Genomic DNA, 21,096 nt, shown 5'->3' with positions numbered 1-21,096 from the left:
GGGAAGGTGTAGAGTCGAAGTGACTTTTTTCCGGGAGTACACGATGAACATCGGCGAAGCGGCCCGCGCCTCGGGCGTGACAGCCAAGATGATCCGCTACTACGAGAGCGTCGGACTGCTCAATCCGGTGGGGCGGACGTCGTCGGGGTATCGCGTCTACGGCGCGCAGGAAGTGCATGCGTTGCGCTTCGTGCGGCAGGCGCGCCGGCTCGGGTTTCTCGTCGAGGACATTCGCAAGCTGCTCGCTTTGTGGCACGACCGCACGCGTGCGAGCGCGGAAGTGAAGTCGATTGCGATGGAACATGTTGCGGACCTGGACCGGCGCATTGCCGAGCTCACCGAGATGCGCGAAACGCTGGCCCATCTTGCGAATCACTGCCACGGCGATGAGCGGCCGGATTGCCCGATATTGGACAGGCTGGCTCAGTGATGCACCAATATTGTGCTCAAGCATAGGCTGCATTGCGGCTGGAATCCGGAATCCTTACATAAAACATCGACCTGAAGACGGTCCCAGTTCCGCACCATTCCGAAACAGAATGCACAGTATTCAAGCATTTCCTAACACAGCGCCACAAAACTTCCCTATAATCCGGGTATTCCCTAACGGGTAATCCCTGACCCAACCGCCAGGGATCGTCTTGATACCTTGGAGCACATCATGGTTGCGTACATCATCGAAAAGTTGAGCATCTGGTTTGAAGCCGCTGAGCAGCGTCGTCGCGAGGCGTATTTGTCGGAATCGACGGATATCGTCCAACTCGAACAGCGTATTCGCTCGCTCGAATCCAACGGCTACAACGCGTAAGCGTCGGTCGTGAAGGCAAAAAGCCCCGCATTGCGGGGCTTTTGTTTTTTGGCTGGCGTAGTACGCCCTGCGTGCCGCGCCGCGCTTTCTGCGTTCTATTGCTTGCGTGGATGCTGCTCCAGCCACTGCTTCATGAACGCAATTTCCTTGTCCTGCGCGGCGATGATGTCCTTCGCCAGTTTGCGCATCTTTGCGTCCTTGCCGTATTTCAGCTCCACCTTCGCCATTTCCACCGCGCCCTGGTGATGCGGAATCATGTGCGCGACGAAATCACGGTCCGGATCGCCCGTGTATTCGATGCCCGACATCCCCGACATCATCTTCTGATCTGCGGCCTGATAGGCGGCGGTGGACGATACGTCGGTCGGCTTCTGTGTGTGCTGTTCCATGTTCATACCCGGCATGGCGTCGCTCGCGGCCGGCGCATTCTGAGCCACTGCGCCTGCGCTCAGGCAGGTGGTGAGAACGGCAAGCGCGATTTTTGTTGACTTCATCGTTTCTCCTGGAGAAGGGGCAATCGGTGCTGCTTCGGGCAACGGCGCCTAGCCTAAAGCTTGCCACCGCGGTAATGTAAAGCGATTTCGTCTACATAAAGAGCGAGCGATGCGCCATTCCATGACGACCCCGCGTCCGGCACTCCTTCCATTGCGCACGGTGCGCGCTTGTGCCGCACTTGTCGCCCCCGCCGCGTTCGCCGCAGGTTTGTGCTGCTTGAGTCCGGCGCAAGCCAAGGCCGGAGGCGAACCGCTCGTGCTCGATACGCAAACCGGCATTCACAGCGGCGTGAGCGGCACGGTGCTGCAAAGCGGGTCGCTCGGCGGCCCCGGCATGGTGCCGATGCAGACCTTGCCCGGGCCGCCGCAGGAGGCTCAGCCGCCGATCGTCGTTTCGCCCTATGTCGAGTATCCGGGTGCCGGTCAGAACAGCGTGCCGACACAACAAGGGCACGGAGGACGCAGCCGCGTGCCGGTTGCGCCTCATCCATAAGGACTCGCGCGCAGACGGATTCAGTCGCCGCGATGTTCGAGCTTGAACGAAGCGCCGCTGTCTTCGCCCAGCAGTTCGACCAGGCGAGGCAACGCTTCCTTGAGATCGCGGGCGAGCGTGTAAGGCGGATTCAGCACGAACATGCCGCTGCCGAACAGGCCCAGCCCATCCTCGGGCGGCTTTTTGACGGTGAGGCTGGCGTGCAGCCAGCCAGTCGGCCGAATGGCCTTCAACTGATCCGCGAACCGTTGCGATTCCATGCGCGTCACGAGCGGATACCAGACCGCATAGGTTCCCGTTGCGAACCGTTTCAGACCTTCCCCAAGACATTCCAGCGTGCGCGCGTAGTCGCGCTTGTCCTCGTACGACGGATCGATCAACACGAGCGCACGCCGCGGCGGGGGCGGAAGAAGGGCCTTGATGCCGTCGAAGCCGTCGCCGGCGTAGATCATCGCGCGCCGGCCCGCGTCGCGGAAGTTGTGGCGCAGCACGTCGATCTCCGTGCTGTGCAGTTCGAACAGACGCATGCGATCCTGCTCGCGCATCGTGCGCCAGGCGAGATACGGCGAGCCGGGATAGAAACGCATCGCGCCGTCGGGATTCAGCGCCTTGACCTCAGCGACATAATCGGCCAGCAGCGGCGGCAGATCATCCCGCTCCCACAGCCTGCCGATACCCGTCTCGAACTCGGCGTTCTTCGCGGCGAAGCCCTCGGTGAGGGCGTAGACGCCGGCGCCCGCATGCGTGTCGATGTACCAATACGATTTGTCCTTCAACCCGAGGTGCTGAAGCATCTGGATGACGATGGCGTGTTTCAGGACATCGGCGTGATTGCCCGCGTGGAAGGCGTGACGGTAGCTGAGCATGACGAAAGGCCCGCGAGGGCATGAAAAGCAGTAATGAAACGGAGCGCAACAAGGTGCTCATAAAAGGGCACCCATTCTAGCCGAGACTGCCCGCCGCGCCGGAGGCCGGTTTGCGTCAGCGCGTCACGGCCTTCATGCACAATAACCCGGCGCGCCGCGTCGTGACAGTCGGCCGAATGGCCAGGGTCGCGAACACACACGACTCGTCCTAGGCCGATCGGCCAGCTTGATGGCGGCGCCGATGAATGGTGTCATTGCTTCGATGTCGTTCAATCACGTGCGCCGTTTCTCAAGCGTGCGTGCGTCATGACGGTTCCATGCAGCGAGGAGGCGTACGCGGAATGTCGGAAATCGAAAATCAGAACGCAGTGCCACGGGGGCGCGTCAGGCAGCAAGCCGGGGAACGCGCGGATTCGGCCATCACCTTGCCGCCCTACGAGACGGTCGCGCTGATGCTGCAGGGCGGAGGCGCGCTCGGCGCTTATCAGGCGGGGGTCTACCAGGGCCTGCACGAGAGAGGTATTCATCCGAACTGGATCGCCGGCATTTCAATCGGCGCGCTGAACACGGCGATCATCGCTGGAAACGCGCCCGAACAGCGCGTGACGCGGCTGCTCGAGTTCTGGGAAACCATCTGCCAGCCGGCGTTCGGCTTCCCGCTTCCCGGCCTCGTCGAACGGGCGCTGTTCGACTCCGCCGACGAAATCCGCAAGGCGTTCACCGCCTGGCAAGCTTTCGGCGCGCTCGTCGAAGGGCAAAAGGGCTTCTTCATCCCGCGCTTTCCGCCGCCGTCGCCCATTGCCTCCAGCTCGCCGCAGACCGCCAGCTACTACGACACCACGCCGCTCAAAGCCACGCTCGAGCGCCTGTGCGACTTCGACCGCATCAATTCAGGCGAAACTCGCGTGTCGGTCGGCGCGGTGAACGTCGCGACCGGCAACTTCGCCTATTTCGACAACACGCAGATCCGCCTGCGCGCCGAGCATTTCATCGCGTCCGGGGCTCTGCCGCCGGGTTTCGCTGCCGTCGAGATCGACGGGCAGTTTTACTGGGACGGCGGACTCATGTCGAACACGCCGCTCTACGAGGTGGCCATGGCCACGCCGCGCCGCGACACGCTCGCTTTCCAGGTCGATCTATGGAGCGCGCGCGGACCGGTGCCGGACAGCATCGTCGACGTGATGGGGCGCGTGAAGGACGTGCAGTATTCCAGCCGCACGCGGCTCGTCACCGACCAGATGCAGCGGTCGCAGCGCGCCCGCAACGTGTTGCAGCACGTGCTCGACCTCGTGCCCGAGGACATCCGCCAGAACAACGAATGGTGCCGGCGCGCGGAGGAACTGGCGTGCTCGAAGCGCTACAACATCATCCACCTGATCTACCGCCAGAAGGAGTACGAGGGCCACTTCAAGGACTATCAGTTCGGCCTGTCGACGATGCAGGAACATTGGGAAAGCGGCCTGTCCGACATCCGCCGCACGCTCGCGCACCGCGACTGGCTCGAGATGCCCAACGGCGAAGCGCGTTTCGTCACGCACGACATCCATCGCGACGAGCCCTGAATACGTCACGCGAAGCACGCGAGGCGGTCCTGAGCGGGAAATTCTCCCTCTTTGTATAATCCGGAGCGCTTCGGGCGGCGTCCCGCTGACACGACCGCCCATCACGACTTCCTCCGGTTCCGAATGACTCCGATCTCGGTCTGCTTCGTCTGTCTCGGCAATATCTGCCGCTCGCCCAGTGCTGAAGGGGTGATGCGGCATCTCGTCGAGCGCGCGAACCTGGCCGGTCATATCGTGATCGATTCGGCCGGTACCGGTGACTGGCAGATCGGGGACGCGCCGGACGCGCGTGCCCAGAAGGCCGCGAAAAAGCGCGGCTACGACCTCTCGATGCTGCGCGGGCGGCAGATCGGCGCCGCGGATTTCGCGCGCTTCGACCTGCTCATCGCGATGGACGACGCCAATGTCGCTGCGCTGACGGCTATTTGCCCGCCTGAGCATCGCGACAAGATTCGCCTGTTGATGGACTTCGCCACGCGCAAGGACAGTCGCGTCGTGGTCGATCCTTATTTCGGCGGCGAGGCGGGTTTCGAAACCGTGCTCGATCAGTGCGAAGACGCCTGCGAGGGCCTGCTGAAAGCCTTGCAAGCGCGACTCTCCGCGTAGATCGCCGCAGCAGTCCGCATCGGGCAAGCGAAATTAAGAAACTACTTATCTCGTCCCGGATACTTGACTAAAACTGTGGGATATTTATACTTGACGAAAATCATCGAGTATTAGCGTTAGCTCCCCATTATGAGACTCACCACGAAAGGCCGTTTCGCCGTTACGGCGATGATCGACCTGGCATTGCGCCAGGAGCAGGGCCCGGTGACGCTGGCAGGCATCAGTCAGCGCCAGCGCATCTCGCTTTCCTATCTCGAGCAGCTCTTCGGCAAGCTGCGGCGGCATGAGATCGTCGAATCGGTCCGCGGACCGGGCGGCGGCTACAACCTTGCGCGCCGCGCGGAAAACGTCACGGTGGCGGACATCATCATCGCCGTCGACGAGCCCATCGACGCTACTCAATGCGGCGGCAAGGGCGCGTGCGAAGGCACCAAGCAGCATGACGGCCATTGCATGACGCACGAGCTGTGGGCCACGCTGAACCAGAAGATGGTCGAGTATCTGGATTCCGTTTCGTTGAAGGATCTGGTCGACCAGCAGCGTGCGCGCGAAGGTTCGGCGGCGGTGCTGCGCGATCGCCGCACGGATGCGTCCGGCGTCGAGGCCACGCGGGTGGTGCCCAAGGGTCCGAATTCCATTTTCAATCTGGCCGGATGACCTGCGCCGCCGCGCGGCACGAGCCGTGCGCGTGATGATGCAAGGCGCGTCCCAGCCGGAGCTTTGACCGATTTTCCCGGAGCGACTGATGAACAACGATATTCCCCACCTGCCCATCTACATGGATTACAGCGCGACGACCCCTGTCGACCCGCGCGTGGTGGACAAGATGATCCCGTATCTTCGCGAGCAGTTCGGCAATCCGGCCTCGCGCAGCCACCAGTACGGCTGGGATGCGGAGCGTGCAGTCGAGGAAGCGCGCGAGAACGTCGCGGCGCTCGTCAATTGCGATCCGCGCGAGATCATCTGGACCTCGGGTGCGACGGAATCGGACAACCTCGCCATCAAGGGCGCGGCGCATTTCTACAAGAGCAAGGGTAAGCACCTCATCACCGTGAAGACCGAGCACAAGGCCGTGCTCGACACCACGCGTGAGCTGGAACGCGAAGGCTACGAAGTCACGTACCTCGACGTGAAGGACGACGGTCTCATCGACCTCGAGAAGTTCAAGGCGGCCATCCGCCCGGACACGATCCTCGTTTCCGTGATGAACGTGAACAACGAGATCGGCGTGATCCAGGATATCGCGGCGATCGGCGAGATCACGCGCGAGAAGGGCATCATTTTCCACGTCGACGCGGCGCAAGCCACCGGCAAGATCGAAATCGACCTGCAGAAGCTGAAGGTCGACCTGATGTCGTTCTCGGCGCACAAGACCTATGGCCCGAAGGGCATCGGCGCCCTGTATGTGCGTCGCAAGCCGCGCGTGCGCATCGAAGCGCAGATGCACGGCGGCGGTCACGAGCGCGGCATGCGTTCGGGCACGCTCGCGACGCATCAGATCGTCGGCATGGGCGAGGCGTTCCGCATTGCGCGCGAAGAAATGGCCACGGAAAACGAGCGCATCCGCATGCTGCGCGACCGTCTGTTGAAGGGCCTGCAGGACATGGAAGAAACGTATGTGAACGGCGACATGGAACAGCGTGTGCCGCACAACCTCAACATCAGCTTCAACTTCGTCGAAGGCGAGTCGCTGATCATGGCGGTGAAGGACGTCGCGGTGTCGTCGGGTTCGGCGTGTACGTCGGCGTCGCTGGAGCCTTCTTACGTGCTGCGCGCGCTCGGCCGCAACGACGAACTCGCACACAGCTCCATCCGCTTTACGGTGGGCCGTTTCACCACCGAGCAGGACGTCGACTACGTCATCAACCTGCTGAAGAGCAAGATTGCCAAACTGCGCGATCTGTCGCCGCTCTGGGAAATGCACAAGGACGGCATCGACATCTCGAGCATCCAGTGGGCCGCTCATTGAGCTTGCACTGAACGCACGCGACACCGAATACAGGAGAGTTTGAAAATGGCTTATAGCGACAAGGTCCTTGACCACTACGAAAATCCGCGCAACGTCGGTTCGTTCTCGAAGGACGACGACACCATCGGCACCGGCATGGTCGGCGCACCGGCTTGCGGCGACGTGATGAAGCTGCAGATCCGCGTCGGCGCGGACGGCGTGATCGAGGACGCGAAGTTCAAGACCTACGGCTGCGGCTCGGCGATTGCATCGAGCTCGCTCGTCACCGAATGGGTGAAGGGCAAGACGCTCGACGAAGCCATGAGCATCAAGAACACGCAGATCGCCGAAGAACTGGCGCTGCCGCCGGTGAAGATCCACTGCTCGATTCTCGCGGAAGACGCGATCAAGGCGGCGGTGGCGGATTACAAGCAGCGTCACGGCAGCGCGGCGCCGGCAGCGGAAGCCAGCGAGGCGAAGCAGCACGCGGCGTAAGGTTCAACGCGGGCGTCGTGCAGGAGCATGACGTCCGCCCGAACGACGAAGGTCGGTTAAAGCGACGAGAAGCGAAAGATCATGGCAATCACGTTGACGGACAAGGCGGCACAACACGTGCAGAAGTATTTGACGCGGCGCGGCAAGGGCGTTGGCCTGCGTTTGGGCGTGCGCACCACGGGCTGTTCGGGTCTGGCGTACAACCTCGAATACGTCGATGAACTCGCGCCGGAAGACACCGTGTTCGAAACGGCGGGCGTCAAGATCGTGATCGACCCGAAGAGCCTGCCGTATCTCGACGGCACCGAACTCGACTTCGCGCGCGAAGGGCTGAACGAAGGCTTCCGCTTCAACAACCCGAACGCGAAGGACGAGTGCGGCTGCGGCGAATCGTTCCGCGTGTAACACGCAGGGCGCCGGCAGCAACGGCAAAAGAGGCGGCGCGGGCCGCCTTTTTCATTCGCGCAACCTGAAACCTCATCATCGTCATGGCTTCGCTCACCGACACCCACTTCGCGCTCTTCGACCTGCCGCAGACCTTCGCCATCGAGCAGCCGACGCTCGACGACGCCTATCGCACCGTCCAGGCGCAAGTGCATCCCGACCGCTTCGCCGCGGCCGGCGACGCCCAGCGGCGTCTCGCGATGCAATGGGCCACGCACGCGAACGAGGCGTATCAGACGCTGCGCGATCCGCTGAAGCGCGCGCGCTACATGCTGTCGCTGCGCGGCATCGACGTCGGCGCGGAGAACAACACGGCCATGGAGCCCGCGTTCCTGATGCAGCAGATGGAATGGCGCGAGAATATCGAGGATGCGGCCGGCGCGAAGAACGTCGGCGCACTCGAAGCGCTGCTCGACGAGTTACGCGACGAGGAGCGCGTGCGCTTCGCGAAGCTCGCCGCATTGCTCGACAGCCAGTCCAACCAGGCCGCGAGCGAAGCCGTGCGGCAGTTGATGTTCATCGAGCGCGTGGCGCAGGAAATCGGCGCGCAAATCGAACGGCTGGAGCACGCGTAAAGACGCGCTCGCCGTCACCACCCCATAAGATCAACGATGGCTTTACTGCAAATTTCAGAACCCGGCATGGCGCCGGCGCCGCATCAGCGGCGCGTGGCGGTCGGCATCGATCTCGGCACGACCAATTCGCTCGTCGCGGCCGTGCGCAACAGCGTCCCCGAAGCGCTTCCCGACGAGGACGGCCATGTGCTGCTGCCATCGGTCGTGCGTTACCTGGAGAAGGGCGGGCGGCGCATCGGCCGTATCGCGAAGGAAGAAGCCGTTCTCGATCCGCGCAACACGATCGTCTCGGTGAAGCGCTTCATGGGCCGCGGCAAGAGCGAAGTGGAAGGCGCCGAGAACGCGCCGTACGATTTCATTGACGCGCCGGGCATGGTGCAGATCCGCACCATCGACGGCGTGAAGAGCCCGGTGGAAGTGTCGGCGGAAATTCTCGCCACGCTGCGGTATCGCGCGGAAGATTCGCTCGGCGAGGATCTCGTCGGCGCGGTCATCACAGTGCCCGCGTATTTCGACGAAGCGCAGCGCCAGGCCACCAAGGATGCCGCGAAGCTCGCGGGCCTGAACGTGCTGCGGCTGCTCAACGAACCGACGGCGGCGGCGATTGCCTACGGTCTCGACAACGGCGCCGAAGGACTCTACGCGGTCTATGACCTGGGCGGCGGCACCTTCGATCTGTCCATCCTGAAGCTGACCAAAGGCGTCTTCGAAGTGCTCGCGGCAGGCGGCGATTCCGCGCTCGGCGGCGACGATTTCGATCACGCGCTGTATCGCCACGTGCTGGCACAGGCGGGCGTGTCACTGAACGCGCCCGAAGACGTGCGCTTGCTGCTCGACCGCGTGCGCGCGGCGAAGGAAGCGCTGTCGGATGTGGCCGAGACGCGTGTGCAGGCCACGCTGTCGACCGGCGGGGAAATCGATGTCGCCGTGAGCGAGGCGCAGTTCGCCGAAGTGACGCAGGCGCTCGTCGCGCGCACGCTTGCGCCGACGAAAAAAGCGCTGCGCGACGCCAAGGTGACGGCGCAGGACATCAAGGGCGTGGTGCTGGTCGGCGGCGCGACGCGCATGCCGGTGATCCGCCGCGCGGTCGAGACGTTCTTCGGCCAGCCGCCGCTCATCAATCTCGATCCGGATCAGGTCGTCGCGCTCGGCGCCGCGATCCAGGCCAATCTGCTCGCCGGCAATCGCCGTGGCGAGGGCGACGACTGGCTGCTGCTCGACGTGATTCCGCTGTCGCTTGGCGTCGAGACAATGGGCGGCCTCACCGAGAAGATCATCCCGCGCAATTCCACCATCCCGACCGCGCGCGCACAGGACTTCACGACCTTCAAGGACGGCCAGACCGCGATGGCCATTCACATCGTGCAGGGCGAGCGCGAACTGGTGTCCGACTGCCGTTCGCTCGCGCGTTTCGAGCTGCGCGGCATCCCGCCGATGGCCGCCGGCGCGGCGCGCATCCGTGTGACCTATCAGGTCGATGCCGACGGTCTCCTGTCCGTGTTCGCGCGTGAGCAGACGTCGGGCGTGGAGGCATCGGTGGTGGTGAAGCCATCCTATGGCCTCGCCGACGACGAAGTCGCGCGCATGCTCGAAGAGAGCTTCAAGACCGCCGACATCGACATGCGCGCGCGCGCGTTGCGCGAGGCGCAAGTGGAAGCGCAGCGCATGATCGAAGCGACCCACGCAGCGCTTGCATCCGACGGCGAACTGCTCGACGAGCAGGAGCGCGCGGAGGTCGATACGCTCACCGCGGCGCTGGCGCAGGTTGCGCAGGGCGATTCGCCGGAGCAGATCGAGGAGGCGACGAAGACGCTCGCCACGGCCACCGACGAATTCGCCGCGCGCCGCATGAACAAGAGCATTCGTCGTGCGCTTGCGGGCCGCAAGCTCGACGACGTCTGATCATCCCCATTCGAGAACTTACGAAAAATGCCTCAAATCGTTGTACTGCCTCACGTGGAGCTGTGTCCGGACGGCGCGGTGATCGACGCCGATACGGCCAAGAGCATCTGCGACAACCTGCTGGATCACGGCATCGAGATCGAGCATGCGTGCGAGAAGTCGTGCGCGTGCACGACCTGTCACGTCATCATCCGGGAAGGCTTCAACGCGCTCGAACCGTCCGAGGAACTCGAGGACGATCTGCTCGATAAAGCGTGGGGGCTGGAACCTACATCGCGGTTATCATGTCAGGCAATGGTGCCGGCCGACGAGGATCTGGTGGTCGAGATCCCGCGCTACACCATCAATCACGCCAAGGAAAATCACTGACAGGAGGCTCGCCCATGAAGTGGACAGATACTCAGGAGATCGCGATGGCTCTCACCGACGCGCATCAGGATATCGATCCTCAATATGTGCGTTTCACTGACCTGCACCGCTGGATCACCGAGCTCGATGGCTTCGACGATGATCTCGACAAGTCCAACGAGAAGATCCTGGAATCGATCCAGGCAGCGTGGATCGAGGACGCGGATTACTGATCCCTCACGCTTGTCCGGCTTGAAATGAAAAACGGCGGCTTCGCAGGAAGCCGCCGTTTTTTTGTGCCCGTTGCGTTCAGATGTTCAGACCCGTACGCCCTTGTCCTGCAACTGGCGTTGCAGCGTCGGCCACATCTTCGCCACCGCTTCTTCACCCGCGAGGATCGACGCGTTGCGCTGGCTGAAGTCGCTGCTGCTCATCGCGTTGAGGTTCGGGCGGATCACCGCGTTGGCGTACTTGTCGAGCTCGTAGGCCTTGATGGTCTGGCCCATGATCGTGAAGGTCTGCATGAGCACGTCGAACGAGCTTGTCGTGAGACCGCTTTCGGGGCGCGCCGAGATATCGACGGCAATCACGAAGTCTGCGCCCATCTTGTGCGCGAACGCGGCCGGCACCGGGCTCACGAGGCCGCCGTCCACATACTCGCGATCGCCGATCTTCACCGGCTCGAAGATCGACGGCACGCTGCATGATGCCCGCACCGCAATGCCCGTGTCGCCGCGCTGGAAGAGGATCGGCTGGCCATTCCTGAGGTCCGTGGCGACGATGCCGAGCGGCCGCGCCATCTTCTCGATCGGACGGTTGTCGAGGGTCTTGTTGAGGTAGTTCTGCAGCGCCACCCCCTGCAGGATGCCACGCGTGCGAAAGGGCATGGCCCAGTCGCTGATGGAGGCTTCGTCCATCGTCAGCGCGAGCTTGTTGATGGCGATGCCGTTCATGCCTGACGCATACAGCGCTGCGATCACCGAGCCCGCGCTCGTGCCGGCCACGAGATCCACGTGCAGATTGCGCGCTTCGAGCGCCTTGATCACGCCGATATGCGCGAAGCCACGCGCCGCGCCCCCGCCCAGCGCAAGGCCGATGCGCACCGGCCGCTGCGGCTCTTGCCGGGGCGGCGGGGCGGATGCGGTCTCGCCCGACAGGCCGCTGTTGGTCGTGGTGCAGGCAGCAAGAACGGACGACGCGGCCGCGAGCGAAAACGCGCGGCGCGAAAGACGGGGTGACGATGAACTCAAGGCGTGCTCCGGATGCAGCGGGTCCCGGACGGATGGCGCAAGGCGTCGGGGAGGTTGCGTGGACATGAAACGATCAGGCGCGCACATCATAAAGCAAAGGCTCGCGGGCCGACACGATGCGGCCGGCGAGTATAATTTCGGCTCATTTTGGGTGGGCTTCGCGCGCGGCTGTTCCGCGCGCCACGCCGCGCGCAGGGCCGTCTCCGACGGTCATCGCGCAGGCCGCCCGACACATGCATTCCGGCCTCGGCCGCGCGTCACCCGCACCGGGTACGGCGCGCGACGGCAGCGCCATCATCGAGTACACAGCAATGACCACCCCAGTCCGCACACGCTTCGCTCCGAGCCCGACCGGCTTCATCCATCTCGGCAACATCCGTTCCGCGCTGTATCCGTGGGCGTTCGCGCGCAAGATGAAGGGCACCTTCGTGCTGCGCATCGAGGACACCGATCTCGAGCGCTCCACCGACGCCTCGGTCGATGCGATTCTTGAAGGCATGGACTGGCTCGAACTCGATTTCGACGAAGGCCCGTTCTATCAGATGCAGCGCATGGACCGTTATCGCGAGGTCGTCGCGCAGATGCTCGAGAAGGGGCTGGCGTACCACTGCTACATGTCCACGGAAGAGCTCGACGCCCTGCGCGAGCGCCAGCGCGCCGCCGGCGAAAAGCCGCGTTATGACGGCACGTGGCGTCCCGAACCGGGCAAGGTGCTGCCGCCGGTGCCGGAAGGCGTGGAACCGGTGGTGCGCTTCCGCAATCCGCTGACGGGCGTCGTCGCGTGGGACGACGCGGTGAAAGGCCACATCGAGATCTCGAACGAAGAACTCGACGACCTCGTGATCGCGCGTCCCGACGGCACGCCGACCTATAACTTCTGCGTCGTCGTCGACGATCTCGACATGAAGATCACGCACGTCATCCGCGGCGACGATCACGTCAACAACACGCCTCGCCAGATCAACATCCTGCGTGCGCTCGGCGGGGAAGCGCCGGTGTTCGCCCATCTGCCGACCGTGCTGAACGAGCAGGGCGAAAAGATGAGCAAGCGCCACGGCGCGATGAGCGTGACGGGCTATCGCGACAACGGCTATCTGCCGGAAGCGGTGGTGAACTATCTCGCGCGCCTCGGCTGGTCGCACGGCGACGCGGAGATCTTCTCGCGCGAGCAGTTCGTCGAGTGGTTCGATCTCGAGCATCTCGGCAAGTCGCCCGCGCAGTACGACCATGACAAGCTCAACTGGCTCAACGCGCATTACATCAAGGAAGCCGACAACGCGCGCCTGGCGGAGCTGACCCGGCCGTTCCTGCTCGCCGCCGGGATCGACGCCGCCGCGCTCGATGCCGGCGCGCCGCTTGATCAGGTGATCGGCCTGCTGAAGGATCGTGCATCGACGGTGAAGGAAATCGCCGACAACGCCGCGATGTTCTATCGCGAGCCGGTGATCGAACCGGATGCGTATGCGCAGCATGTGACGGATGCCGTGCGTCCGGCCATCGCCGATCTGCGCACGGCGCTTGCCGAGGTCGAATGGACCAAGGAAGCGATTTCGGCTGCGCTCAAGGCGACGCTCGGCGCGCACAAGCTCAAGATGCCGCAGCTCGCGATGCCGGTGCGGCTGCTCGTGGCCGGCACGACGCACACGCCGTCCATCGATGCCGTGCTGATGCTGTTCGGCCGCGACGCGGTCGTGAATCGTCTGGAAAAGGCAGCGCGTTGATGCTCCTTTGGAACCCAGCGCGCGGGTAGCGCCGGGCTCCATCGATTGCGCGCAACGGCGCGGTATGAGCCAAATAATTTGCGATTTGTTCGTCAGAGGGTATTTACAACTACGAAAACGCCCTATACAATCTCGTTTCTGTTCTGCAAGGGGGTATAGCTCAGCTGGGAGAGCGCTTGCATGGCATGCAAGAGGTCAGCGGTTCGATCCCGCTTACCTCCACCAAGAACAGTCGAGCAGAGTGAAGTAGGGCGAAGTTGTTCTCCAGAAGCTTGGAAGCCGCAAGAAATACTTCACAAACAGCACGAAGTTGTATAGAATTTCGGTCTTCGCTGACGAGTGACAAATAAGTCAGCGAGACAGTAGTCAAGACAGAGTCAACAAGTTTCTGTCCCCTTCGTCTAGAGGCCTAGGACATCACCCTTTCACGGTGAGTACAGGGGTTCGAATCCCCTAGGGGACGCCAGATTATCGGCGGCTGCTAGAAAGCGCTGCAGCGTTCGCCGGTGACACGGCGAATCGATAGCAGGAAAGTGGAGCGGTAGTTCAGTTGGTTAGAATACCGGCCTGTCACGCCGGGGGTCGCGGGTTCGAGCCCCGTCCGCTCCGCCAACACTTGGTTTGGTTTGAAAACTGCGAGCAAAAACACTCCGGCTATTGAGAGCCGGTTTTTTTTCGCCGCAGCATTGCACGAAGTTGAAGTCCCCTTCGTCTAGAGGCCTAGGACATCACCCTTTCACGGTGAGTACAGGGGTTCGAATCCCCTAGGGGACGCCAGATTATCGGCGGCTGCCAGAGAGCGCTGCAACGTGCGCCGGTGACACGGCGGACCGATAGCAAGAAGTGGAGCGGTAGTTCAGTTGGTTAGAATACCGGCCTGTCACGCCGGGGGTCGCGGGTTCGAGTCCCGTCCGCTCCGCCAAGCAGTAATGAGAATCCAGTCTTCGGGCTGGATTTTTTTTGCCTGCTCGTTTGCCTCTCTGTTTATCTGCTCGTCGCCTATCGTTCGTACCTGGCCGAATGGACGATCGCCCGTAGTAATGGCCATTGCCAGCCTGCGCGCACTGACTTAGTGTTGAGGCACTTGTTCTCGTGCCGCACCCGCGATGCTCGATCCCACCGAAGACCTCTCGCTGTATCAATTGCGCCAGGCGACCATGGCGGACTTTGCATTTGCCGAAGCGCTCATGCACGACAACATGGCGGGCTACTATCGACGCCACAATCTCATCTGGCGCGGCGATCTCTTTCTTTCCAGCTGGCGCGAATCCGAAAACTTCGTTCTTCAAGCGGATGGCACGCCCATCGGCGTCATGCGCGTGACCGAAGAAGGCGACTCGCTGCACATTCGCGACGTACAGATCGCACAAGCTTATCGCGGTCGCGGCGCGGGTACGTTCCTGCTCAACACGGCACATCGCTGGGCGCGGGCGCGTGGACTGGCCGAATGCCAGTTGCGTGTGTTCGTCGACAACCCCGCAGCCCGGCTTTACCTGCGCATGGGCTATCGGCTGGCCGGGCCGCGTCTCGCGCAACTCGGCGCGATCCGTCATATGGTGCGGCGCGTCTGACCGGGCCTTATGGGCTGTCCGGATCGCGCGTACTCCGATCTTCACGGCTGTCGCCGTTGTCGCGCGCGAAGAACTCACGCGGACTCTCGCCGAACGCGCGCCGGAACATCGCTGAGAAGGCGCTCTGACTCTGATAGCCGAGTTCGCGCGCCACCTGCGCGAGCGGACGGCCCTGGCTCAACAACGGAATCGCGCGCGCGAGCACGGCCTGCTGGCGCCATTGCGAAAAGCTGACGCCGAGTTCCCGCCTGAACAGCCGCGCGATGGTACGCGGACTCGCGCCCGCCTCGGACGACCAGCGCTCAAGATCGGAATGAGACGGTTCGGCGAGCACGGCGTTGCACAGCGCGCGCAGGCGCTTCTCGTTGGGCATCGGCACCGAGAGCGGCAAGGGTTCCGAGCGAATGATCTCGTCCAGTGCGAGCGTGCCGAGCAGCCGTTCCCGCTCTGGGGAGATGGACGCGTCGTCGAGCGCGGCGATCACCTCGCGAAGCAGCGCCGACACCTCTACCACGCGGCACGCGCCGAGGCCCGCCGGCACGACGCTCGCATCGACGTAAAGCGTACGCAGATAGGCATCCTCGACAATCACCACTTCGTGCGTGACATTCGGCGGCACCCAGATGGCCCGGGAGGGCGGCACCATCCAGGTCGAATCGACGGTCGCGACGCGCAACACCCCGCGCGACGTATAGGCGACTTGCGCCCACGAATGCGTGTGCAAGGCGATGCGTACGCCATACGGCACGGGTCGGGAGCGCACGCGAATCGGATGCGCGAGCGTGGGCGCATGCTCGGGCGGGATGTCGAGATGTTCGACTTCCTCGTCCGGCGATGTCGCTTCGACAAGGTTGGCCATGTGTGCCCGATGGATGGAGGTGCGAATTGACTGCGCGCCGACGCGCAACCATCAGCCGACGATGTTAGCCGAAAGCCGGTTTTTTTGGCCCGGCTCGCCGGCGCACGCAGCCGGCGCATAATTCGCCATCGATGGATTCAACGACAGGAGCGGCATTTCCGATGCAATACGTTTTCGTGTACGGCACGCTGCGCGCGGGCGAGGCGAACGATATCAACCGGGCGGCCGAACGGCACGGCATTGCGGCCCCGCAGTGTCTCGGCAGCGCGCACGTTCATGGACAGCTCTTCGATTTCGGCGCCTATCCGGGCCTTGTGATCGATGACGACGGACAGCTGGTTCATGGCGACGTGTACCGCATCGAGGATGCGCTGGTGCCGGTGCTGGATGAGATCGAGGAGGTTTATCCGGGCGTGGAAGGACTGTTCCGGGCGCACCGGCTGCACGTGGAGGTGGAGATGGATGGCCGCAGGGACCGGATCGATTGCATGATCTATCCCGTCACCGTGCAGGCGGTAGCAGGTCTGTCGCGCATCGAGAGTGGGGACTGGGTCGCGCATCGCGCCAGCCGAATCCGATAAACGGGCAAGCCAACGCAGGAAGCGCTGCTGTATATGTCCGCGCCGCCTTTGACGCGACATGGCGTCAAAGGCGGCGTGAATGGCCCCGAAGCTTGAAGGGCGGTTCGACCGTTACTGGCTCGAGCCGCTCATCGGCTTGCTGTGTGACTTCTTGTGATGCATCGACTTGTGCGACGGCGTTTGCGAATGCATGCTTTGCATGTTGTCCTGCTGCGACTGCAAGTTTTGCGCACGCGTTTCGATATCGGAGATCTTGGCGGGATCAGTGCTCATGGTCACGCCTTGATCGCTCTGCGCGTAAGCGCCCGTTGCGATTGCACTGAGGGACAACAAAACAGCCAGGGACACTTTCTTCATTGTTACCTCCTAGTAGGTGTTGAACCCGGGAATCGCCTGTCCGATCCGGTGGAAAAGCGCTTGCGAGTGAGCAATAAACGCTCCTGATATCAGCAAGCATCCTTCTTGAAGCCGCGTGTCCGCGATCCGGACCATCCTATGATAGGCGCGGAACAGGGCGGACGTGTCGGGCGATGTCCAGCGCCGCGCCCGTTTTGACCGTTAGAAATCATATCGACGGATTGTTTCAGTTGCCAGTACTGATAAATCGAGACGGTCGATCATCCGCCCTTTTCAGACGATTCGTCCGATTTCGCGACCTCGATTCAATACAAATGCAGCCAGCGATACACCCTGAGTTGCGCCAGCCCGACAAGTTCATGCAGTGCAATTTCGCTCGTCTCGACACTTCCGAGGCGCGGAAGGAGCGTGACCTGGCCGCGCCGGGCGTTGGACACGTACAGCTGGGGATCGAGGCCGAATGCCTGAAACGCGCGGAGCGAACGCCGCATGTGATAGGCGGAGGTTACGATGATCAAACGGCTGTCATGTGCGCGGCCCACAATGGCAGCGACGTTGCGGGCGTTCTGCCGGTATTGAGGCTTCGGTTCTCACGCACAAGATCCTCGGGCCGCACGCCTTGGGCCAGCACATAGGGCGCGTAGTTGTCCGCTTCGGCCTGGCCGTGATGTTCGGGATCCCCGCCGCTCACAATCACCTTGCACGATCGCACCGCTTCCCGGCATTCACGGTAAAGCGCTGTTGTCGCTGCAATGCGCTGTATCCAGGCAGGCTTGGGCACGAGGCCCGTGTCGCTGCGATGGGTCCCGCCGCCCATCAGCACGATGATCGTATCCGGACCGAAGCGGGGCGCGGCCGTGCGGGCGTAGCCGCGCTGCGCCACATCCATCAGCGGCGCGGCGAACCAGCCCGCACCGACGCCCCACGCCAGCGTCATCGTGACGATTGCGATCTGTGCGCGGCGGTCGCGCCACAGCGCGAATGATGCAAAAAAAAGCAGGAATAAAGTGAATAGAACCAATTTGATTGGGGTAACGTATTGGTTTTAAGACAAATCGTTTCGCCATCGCGCAAATCGGAGCGCATCGGCGGGTTGGCAGCAAAGCGCGCGATCAGCGCGTTTTCATCGGGGGCTTGTAATAGAAAGCAGCACCTAACGCAAGCGGCGGCCAAACATTCGGCTGCGAGTCGCCTTGCTCGCAAACGAGATTCGGCGCGCCGCGTTTAGTCGACGTCGCGGACCGTCTTGCGACCGTCACGAGCGTCGTCATGGCTGCATAGGAAGAAAGAACGAGATGACCACGTATTCCAACGAAGCCGTACTCGAAGCACTTCGCCGAGCGCAGTATCGTCAGGTTCCCTGGGCGAAACGCCCCAATGTCTTCGATCTCCTGCGCGCACTCGGCCTGCTGGAATTGACCCGTCAGCGCACCGTTGCGCCTGCGCCAGGCTTTCATGCACCGGTCGACATCGCTGTCGTGACCGAACGGGGAAAAAACGAATTCTCGAGACTTTCGCGCGATGAGCGCTCGACCGACTGGGACTTGCGCCGCACAGAACGCTACACGTTCGGTGGACAGGAAACGCTGGTGGAGGCCAAGGTCTAGTCCGCCGGACAACGTTGACGCCGTCCTGTTTCGGGCGGCAAGCCGATCGGCGCAGGCCGAGGGACAAGCTTCGCCCGTTCGTTCTTCCGGCGCCGAGGCGACCGGATGCGCCCGCCGCAGCGCGCAGTGCTCCTGCTGGAGCCGCAGCCGAAAAAAGCCCGTATCAGGAAGATACGGGCATTGCAGAGTTCACTGCTGCCACGCTACGGGCACGGCAAAAACCCGTGTCCATCGTTGACGAGCGGCATTCCTTCTCGTCGTCTCCCCATGCGAACGCAGGGTCGAGCGCACACCTGCACAAGTTCAAACCTAATGATGTTGCGGGCGTCCGTCGCGCCCAGAATCCGGCCGTGCGCGCACATTGCTGGCGATATCGCCGCGCAGGTCGCCACGAGGCGCCGGAGGCGTCACGCCGCGCGTGCGCGGCCCGCCTTGCGGTGCTTCCATGGCTGCCCTGGTGCTGACATGAAAATCGGACGCGGCTGGCGGCGGCTGAGCCTGGCTCATCGCCGTCGTGCTCATCAGCGCAACCAGTGCGCCGGGGGCGAGCAGAGTCGATGCCTTCATGGCGAAATCCCTCCAAGCCCTCATGGAGCTTGTTCGATCATTCACCAAGCTAAGCGTCGAGCCGCGTCCGCGCTGTAAGGAATAGTAAAGAGTTGTTTCGCTCCGGGCGTGCGCCGACGGCGTCTGTTAGCGTACAGAGCCACAGGGATAAGCCGATGGAGAGAAGAAGCAGGGCGCAAGGCGAGCTTGCGCAGCAGGACGTTGAGGCGCCAAGGCCGCCGGACGACGGCCTCGGGAAGGCAAGACGGTCAGGCCATCTTCGCCGGAGCGCGCCACGATTCCGGGTTGGTCCAGAACGCGCCGCGCAGGCGGTCGCGGCTAGGCGGCGAGGGCGGCTTGGCAGCGCTTGAGCCGATGCGGCCACGCAGCGACACTTCGCGGCCATTGCCCGAGAGACGCTTGACGATCTCGGCCAGCGTGCCGTCCGCTTGCCATTCGTCGAAGCGTCGACGGCAGGTCGGCGGGGAAGGGTAGCGGCCGGGCAGCTTCGACCAGCCTTCGCCTGTCGAGAGCACCCACAACACGGCATTGACCACCGCACGCGCTTCGACGCGCGGGCGGCCGCGCCGCTCGCTACGCGCCGGTTCGGCACAGAACAACGCCTCAACCAGCGCCCACTCGTTATCTCTCAAATCGTCGAACAGCACCATATCTCACCTCAGCGAAGCTAACCCCGGTGCGCTGCCCCGCGCCGCGCACTCTGGTCGGAATCCGATGAACGAATACCCAGGAAAGGCCGGAGCGCATGACGGTGAACGATCATTTCGTGCTTCCGTGTAATAACTCCGACCTCTGTGCGCAATGAAATGCGAGAACCGTGCCATGCATGTCGCTAAATCCGGGAAACCCGCATGGCAGTAGGCTGACGCGATGTCAGCATGGCCCGTATCAGACCCGAAATGAATCAATTAAGAAATCGGGACAATCACCAATCCAGTGCAATAGGCCCATCCAGCGTGCGTTTCCAGAATTTGCTGCACCGCAGCGAAACGTACGTTCGCGCATCCAGTCTGGCCAAGAAAACCTATAATTCTGACTGAAACGACAACATTGATGAGTGAGTGGAATGAACGCGCCCTTGAACGTGACCCTGCGGCAGCTGCGCGTCTTCATCGAGGTTTCGCGGCTGCGCAGCTTCAGCCGCGCGGGCGATGAAATCGGCCTCACGCAGTCGGCCGTCAGCCGCTGCGTGCGGGAGCTGGAAGGCGAGATCGGTTTCAAGCTGATCGACCGAACGACCCGCGAAGTGCAGTTGACTGATGTCGGCTTGAACCTCGTCGGCACGGTGTCGCGGCTGCTCGCGGATCTGGACGAGGCGCTGCGCGAAGTCCGCGACCTGGGCGAGCAGCGTCGCGGGCGGGTGATCGTCGCCGCAAGCCCGACGATCGCGTGCCGGCTGATGCCGCGCGTCGTGGCCGCGTGCCTGCAGCAGTTCCCGCTGATCTCGCTGGGCCTGCGCGACGACGTCCAGTCCGACGTCCTGCGCAAGGTGAAGTCGGGCGAGGTGGATTTCGGCGTCGTGATCGGCCCGTTTGCCTCGGATGACCTGTACGGCGAAGCCGTCATGACAGATTCGTTCTGCCTCGTGGCACGCCGCGATCATCCGCTCGGCCGTCACGACGCCGTGCCCTGGGAGCAGCTGGCCGGCGAGCGCCTCGTGATGCTCGATCACGCATCCGGCAGCCGGCCGCTCATCGATGCCGTGATGCGCGAGCACGGCGTCGACGCGCAGGTGGTGCAGGAACTGGGGCACCCGGCGACGGTGTTCGGGCTCGTCGAGGCGGGCGTCGGCGTGAGCGTGCTGCCGTGGCTTGCGTTGCCGTTGCCGGCGGAGTCGTCGCTGGTGGCGTTGCCGCTCGAACCGCGCGCGGAGCGCACGGTGGAACTGGTGCGCAGGCGCGATCGTTCGCTTTCGCCGGCGGCCGAATCGGTCTGGTCGCTGATCGCCTCGCTGCCGCGGCGCGCGGAGGATCTGAATTGAACCGGCTTGAACCGGCGCGGCGCCGCTGAACGGACGGTGGCGCGTTAGACTTGACTTTCTC

Annotated in this window: 25 protein-coding genes, 5 tRNA genes and 1 pseudogene; 23 read left to right on the top strand and 8 right to left on the bottom strand. The window is 63.1% G+C overall.

Annotated features, from left to right (window positions below; translation table 11 throughout):
- The first annotated feature begins 43 nt into the window (after positions 1 to 43).
- Together cueR and QCE63_RS09815 are read left to right on the top strand one after the other, a co-directional pair.
- A complete protein-coding gene (cueR, locus tag QCE63_RS09820) occupies positions 44 to 430 on the top strand; it encodes a Cu(I)-responsive transcriptional regulator (RefSeq protein ID WP_309832579.1) in 387 nt (128 codons plus the stop codon).
- A 231-nt stretch (positions 431 to 661) separates the two neighbouring features.
- A complete protein-coding gene (locus QCE63_RS09815; RefSeq protein WP_309808650.1) occupies positions 662 to 808 on the top strand; it encodes a DUF3563 family protein in 147 nt (48 codons plus the stop codon).
- Between the two features lie 95 nt (positions 809 to 903).
- Here QCE63_RS09815 and QCE63_RS09810 read toward each other — a convergent pair whose 3' ends face one another.
- Complete coding sequence (locus QCE63_RS09810) at positions 904 to 1,302, bottom strand: DUF305 domain-containing protein (protein ID WP_309832578.1); 399 nt, start codon at positions 1,300 to 1,302, stop codon at positions 904 to 906.
- 217 nt (positions 1,303 to 1,519) lie between these two features.
- Between QCE63_RS09810 and QCE63_RS09805 the strand changes: the two genes are divergently transcribed.
- Positions 1,520 to 1,795, top strand: a complete 276-nt coding sequence (locus QCE63_RS09805; RefSeq protein ID WP_309832576.1) for a hypothetical protein — start codon at positions 1,520 to 1,522, stop codon at positions 1,793 to 1,795.
- A gap of 20 nt (positions 1,796 to 1,815) precedes the next feature.
- Here QCE63_RS09805 and QCE63_RS09800 read toward each other — a convergent pair whose 3' ends face one another.
- Positions 1,816 to 2,661, bottom strand: a complete 846-nt coding sequence (locus QCE63_RS09800) for a 23S rRNA (adenine(2030)-N(6))-methyltransferase RlmJ (protein WP_309832574.1) — start codon at positions 2,659 to 2,661, stop codon at positions 1,816 to 1,818.
- Between the two features lie 341 nt (positions 2,662 to 3,002).
- Between QCE63_RS09800 and QCE63_RS09795 the strand changes: the two genes are divergently transcribed.
- From QCE63_RS09795 to iscX, 10 genes are all read left to right on the top strand, one after another.
- Positions 3,003 to 4,223, top strand: coding sequence for a patatin-like phospholipase family protein (locus QCE63_RS09795; RefSeq protein WP_309832572.1), 1,221 nt, complete (start codon positions 3,003 to 3,005; stop codon positions 4,221 to 4,223).
- Positions 4,224 to 4,346: 123 nt separating this feature from the next.
- Positions 4,347 to 4,829 carry a low molecular weight protein-tyrosine-phosphatase gene (locus QCE63_RS09790; RefSeq protein ID WP_309832570.1) on the top strand — a complete coding sequence of 161 codons (483 nt, stop codon included), beginning with the start codon at positions 4,347 to 4,349 and terminating at the stop codon, positions 4,827 to 4,829.
- 129 nt (positions 4,830 to 4,958) lie between these two features.
- Positions 4,959 to 5,486, top strand: coding sequence for a Fe-S cluster assembly transcriptional regulator IscR (gene iscR / locus QCE63_RS09785; protein ID WP_309832567.1), 528 nt, complete (start codon positions 4,959 to 4,961; stop codon positions 5,484 to 5,486).
- Between the two features lie 88 nt (positions 5,487 to 5,574).
- Complete coding sequence (locus tag QCE63_RS09780) at positions 5,575 to 6,798, top strand: IscS subfamily cysteine desulfurase (RefSeq protein ID WP_309832564.1); 1,224 nt, start codon at positions 5,575 to 5,577, stop codon at positions 6,796 to 6,798.
- 45 nt (positions 6,799 to 6,843) lie between these two features.
- Positions 6,844 to 7,272, top strand: coding sequence for a Fe-S cluster assembly scaffold IscU (gene iscU / locus QCE63_RS09775; protein WP_309832561.1), 429 nt, complete (start codon positions 6,844 to 6,846; stop codon positions 7,270 to 7,272).
- Between the two features lie 81 nt (positions 7,273 to 7,353).
- Positions 7,354 to 7,677 carry an iron-sulfur cluster assembly protein IscA gene (gene iscA / locus QCE63_RS09770; RefSeq protein ID WP_309832558.1) on the top strand — a complete coding sequence of 108 codons (324 nt, stop codon included), beginning with the start codon at positions 7,354 to 7,356 and terminating at the stop codon, positions 7,675 to 7,677.
- 83 nt (positions 7,678 to 7,760) lie between these two features.
- The gene (gene hscB / locus QCE63_RS09765) at positions 7,761 to 8,291 is read left to right on the top strand and encodes a Fe-S protein assembly co-chaperone HscB (protein WP_309832556.1); all 531 of its coding nucleotides are present in this window, start codon (positions 7,761 to 7,763) and stop codon (positions 8,289 to 8,291) included.
- A gap of 36 nt (positions 8,292 to 8,327) precedes the next feature.
- Complete coding sequence (gene hscA, locus QCE63_RS09760; RefSeq protein WP_309832553.1) at positions 8,328 to 10,193, top strand: Fe-S protein assembly chaperone HscA; 1,866 nt, start codon at positions 8,328 to 8,330, stop codon at positions 10,191 to 10,193.
- 27 nt (positions 10,194 to 10,220) lie between these two features.
- On the top strand, positions 10,221 to 10,562 hold the full coding sequence (fdx, locus tag QCE63_RS09755) for an ISC system 2Fe-2S type ferredoxin (RefSeq protein ID WP_061138726.1): 342 nt from the start codon (positions 10,221 to 10,223) through the stop codon (positions 10,560 to 10,562).
- A 14-nt stretch (positions 10,563 to 10,576) separates the two neighbouring features.
- Entirely contained in the window at positions 10,577 to 10,774 is a 198-nt protein-coding gene (iscX, locus tag QCE63_RS09750) for a Fe-S cluster assembly protein IscX (protein ID WP_309832551.1), read from the top strand.
- A gap of 84 nt (positions 10,775 to 10,858) precedes the next feature.
- Here iscX and QCE63_RS09745 read toward each other — a convergent pair whose 3' ends face one another.
- Positions 10,859 to 11,791: a patatin-like phospholipase family protein gene (locus QCE63_RS09745; RefSeq protein WP_309832549.1), complete on the bottom strand. Its 933-nt coding sequence runs from the start codon at positions 11,789 to 11,791 to the stop codon at positions 10,859 to 10,861.
- Between the two features lie 311 nt (positions 11,792 to 12,102).
- On the opposite strand from QCE63_RS09745, the gene gltX reads away from it, so the two are divergent.
- The 7 genes from gltX (at position 12,103) to QCE63_RS09710 (ending at position 15,083) form a co-directional block, all read left to right on the top strand.
- Entirely contained in the window at positions 12,103 to 13,512 is a 1,410-nt protein-coding gene (gene gltX, locus QCE63_RS09740) for a glutamate--tRNA ligase (RefSeq protein ID WP_309832547.1), read from the top strand.
- 149 nt (positions 13,513 to 13,661) lie between these two features.
- A tRNA-Ala gene (locus QCE63_RS09735) sits at positions 13,662 to 13,737 on the top strand.
- A gap of 165 nt (positions 13,738 to 13,902) precedes the next feature.
- A tRNA-Glu gene (locus tag QCE63_RS09730) sits at positions 13,903 to 13,978 on the top strand.
- Positions 13,979 to 14,047: 69 nt separating this feature from the next.
- A tRNA-Asp gene (locus tag QCE63_RS09725) sits at positions 14,048 to 14,124 on the top strand.
- An 89-nt stretch (positions 14,125 to 14,213) separates the two neighbouring features.
- A tRNA-Glu gene (locus tag QCE63_RS09720) sits at positions 14,214 to 14,289 on the top strand.
- 68 nt (positions 14,290 to 14,357) lie between these two features.
- A tRNA-Asp gene (locus QCE63_RS09715) sits at positions 14,358 to 14,434 on the top strand.
- Positions 14,435 to 14,618: 184 nt separating this feature from the next.
- A complete protein-coding gene (locus QCE63_RS09710; RefSeq protein WP_309832545.1) occupies positions 14,619 to 15,083 on the top strand; it encodes a GNAT family N-acetyltransferase in 465 nt (154 codons plus the stop codon).
- A gap of 7 nt (positions 15,084 to 15,090) precedes the next feature.
- Here QCE63_RS09710 and QCE63_RS09705 read toward each other — a convergent pair whose 3' ends face one another.
- The gene (locus QCE63_RS09705) at positions 15,091 to 15,942 is read right to left on the bottom strand and encodes a helix-turn-helix transcriptional regulator (RefSeq protein ID WP_309832544.1); all 852 of its coding nucleotides are present in this window, start codon (positions 15,940 to 15,942) and stop codon (positions 15,091 to 15,093) included.
- A 161-nt stretch (positions 15,943 to 16,103) separates the two neighbouring features.
- On the opposite strand from QCE63_RS09705, the gene QCE63_RS09700 reads away from it, so the two are divergent.
- Complete coding sequence (locus tag QCE63_RS09700; RefSeq protein ID WP_309832542.1) at positions 16,104 to 16,523, top strand: gamma-glutamylcyclotransferase family protein; 420 nt, start codon at positions 16,104 to 16,106, stop codon at positions 16,521 to 16,523.
- A gap of 111 nt (positions 16,524 to 16,634) precedes the next feature.
- Here the strand turns inward: QCE63_RS09700 and QCE63_RS09695 are convergent, their stop codons facing one another.
- Entirely contained in the window at positions 16,635 to 16,880 is a 246-nt protein-coding gene (locus QCE63_RS09695; RefSeq protein WP_309832540.1) for a hypothetical protein, read from the bottom strand.
- A gap of 305 nt (positions 16,881 to 17,185) precedes the next feature.
- A pseudogene (locus tag QCE63_RS09690) lies at positions 17,186 to 17,697 on the bottom strand (YdcF family protein).
- A 478-nt stretch (positions 17,698 to 18,175) separates the two neighbouring features.
- Between QCE63_RS09690 and QCE63_RS09685 the strand changes: the two are divergent.
- Positions 18,176 to 18,487, top strand: coding sequence for a hypothetical protein (locus QCE63_RS09685; RefSeq protein ID WP_309832538.1), 312 nt, complete (start codon positions 18,176 to 18,178; stop codon positions 18,485 to 18,487).
- Between the two features lie 309 nt (positions 18,488 to 18,796).
- On the opposite strand, the gene QCE63_RS09680 is transcribed toward QCE63_RS09685, so the two are convergent.
- On the bottom strand, positions 18,797 to 19,054 hold the full coding sequence (locus tag QCE63_RS09680) for a hypothetical protein (protein ID WP_309832537.1): 258 nt from the start codon (positions 19,052 to 19,054) through the stop codon (positions 18,797 to 18,799).
- A 248-nt stretch (positions 19,055 to 19,302) separates the two neighbouring features.
- Complete coding sequence (locus QCE63_RS09675) at positions 19,303 to 19,704, bottom strand: transposase (protein WP_404990096.1); 402 nt, start codon at positions 19,702 to 19,704, stop codon at positions 19,303 to 19,305.
- 428 nt (positions 19,705 to 20,132) lie between these two features.
- Here QCE63_RS09675 and QCE63_RS09670 point away from each other — a divergent pair, with 428 nt between their 5' ends.
- Positions 20,133 to 21,035, top strand: coding sequence for a LysR substrate-binding domain-containing protein (locus QCE63_RS09670; protein WP_309833757.1), 903 nt, complete (start codon positions 20,133 to 20,135; stop codon positions 21,033 to 21,035).
- Positions 21,036 to 21,096: the final 61 nt, after the last annotated feature.

It is taken from the genome of Caballeronia sp. LZ065, assembly GCF_031450975.1.
GTDB lineage: Bacteria > Pseudomonadota > Gammaproteobacteria > Burkholderiales > Burkholderiaceae > Caballeronia.
This window is presented reverse-complemented; position numbering and strand designations above follow the sequence as displayed.

What these genes read in the sequence shown, in the direction of transcription:
- hscA (WP_309832553.1), top strand. Translation starts at nt 8,328, where the DNA reads ATGGCTTTACTGCAAATTTCAGAACCCGGCATGGCGCCGGCGCCGCAT.
- QCE63_RS09815 (WP_309808650.1), top strand. Translation starts at nt 662, where the DNA reads ATGGTTGCGTACATCATCGAAAAGTTGAGCATCTGGTTTGAAGCCGCT.
- gltX (WP_309832547.1), top strand. Translation starts at nt 12,103, where the DNA reads ATGACCACCCCAGTCCGCACACGCTTCGCTCCGAGCCCGACCGGCTTC.
- iscU (WP_309832561.1), top strand. Translation starts at nt 6,844, where the DNA reads ATGGCTTATAGCGACAAGGTCCTTGACCACTACGAAAATCCGCGCAAC.
- iscA (WP_309832558.1), top strand. Translation starts at nt 7,354, where the DNA reads ATGGCAATCACGTTGACGGACAAGGCGGCACAACACGTGCAGAAGTAT.
- hscB (WP_309832556.1), top strand. Translation starts at nt 7,761, where the DNA reads ATGGCTTCGCTCACCGACACCCACTTCGCGCTCTTCGACCTGCCGCAG.
- QCE63_RS09795 (WP_309832572.1), top strand. Translation starts at nt 3,003, where the DNA reads ATGTCGGAAATCGAAAATCAGAACGCAGTGCCACGGGGGCGCGTCAGG.
- QCE63_RS09710 (WP_309832545.1), top strand. Translation starts at nt 14,619, where the DNA reads ATGCTCGATCCCACCGAAGACCTCTCGCTGTATCAATTGCGCCAGGCG.
- QCE63_RS09695 (WP_309832540.1), bottom strand. Translation starts at nt 16,880, where the DNA reads ATGAAGAAAGTGTCCCTGGCTGTTTTGTTGTCCCTCAGTGCAATCGCA.
- QCE63_RS09675 (WP_404990096.1), bottom strand. Translation starts at nt 19,704, where the DNA reads ATGGTGCTGTTCGACGATTTGAGAGATAACGAGTGGGCGCTGGTTGAG.
- QCE63_RS09700 (WP_309832542.1), top strand. Translation starts at nt 16,104, where the DNA reads ATGCAATACGTTTTCGTGTACGGCACGCTGCGCGCGGGCGAGGCGAAC.
- QCE63_RS09790 (WP_309832570.1), top strand. Translation starts at nt 4,347, where the DNA reads ATGACTCCGATCTCGGTCTGCTTCGTCTGTCTCGGCAATATCTGCCGC.
- cueR (WP_309832579.1), top strand. Translation starts at nt 44, where the DNA reads ATGAACATCGGCGAAGCGGCCCGCGCCTCGGGCGTGACAGCCAAGATG.
- QCE63_RS09780 (WP_309832564.1), top strand. Translation starts at nt 5,575, where the DNA reads ATGAACAACGATATTCCCCACCTGCCCATCTACATGGATTACAGCGCG.
- QCE63_RS09800 (WP_309832574.1), bottom strand. Translation starts at nt 2,661, where the DNA reads ATGCTCAGCTACCGTCACGCCTTCCACGCGGGCAATCACGCCGATGTC.
- fdx (WP_061138726.1), top strand. Translation starts at nt 10,221, where the DNA reads ATGCCTCAAATCGTTGTACTGCCTCACGTGGAGCTGTGTCCGGACGGC.
- QCE63_RS09680 (WP_309832537.1), bottom strand. Translation starts at nt 19,054, where the DNA reads ATGAAGGCATCGACTCTGCTCGCCCCCGGCGCACTGGTTGCGCTGATG.
- iscR (WP_309832567.1), top strand. Translation starts at nt 4,959, where the DNA reads ATGAGACTCACCACGAAAGGCCGTTTCGCCGTTACGGCGATGATCGAC.
- iscX (WP_309832551.1), top strand. Translation starts at nt 10,577, where the DNA reads ATGAAGTGGACAGATACTCAGGAGATCGCGATGGCTCTCACCGACGCG.
- QCE63_RS09705 (WP_309832544.1), bottom strand. Translation starts at nt 15,942, where the DNA reads ATGGCCAACCTTGTCGAAGCGACATCGCCGGACGAGGAAGTCGAACAT.
- QCE63_RS09685 (WP_309832538.1), top strand. Translation starts at nt 18,176, where the DNA reads ATGACCACGTATTCCAACGAAGCCGTACTCGAAGCACTTCGCCGAGCG.
- QCE63_RS09810 (WP_309832578.1), bottom strand. Translation starts at nt 1,302, where the DNA reads ATGAAGTCAACAAAAATCGCGCTTGCCGTTCTCACCACCTGCCTGAGC.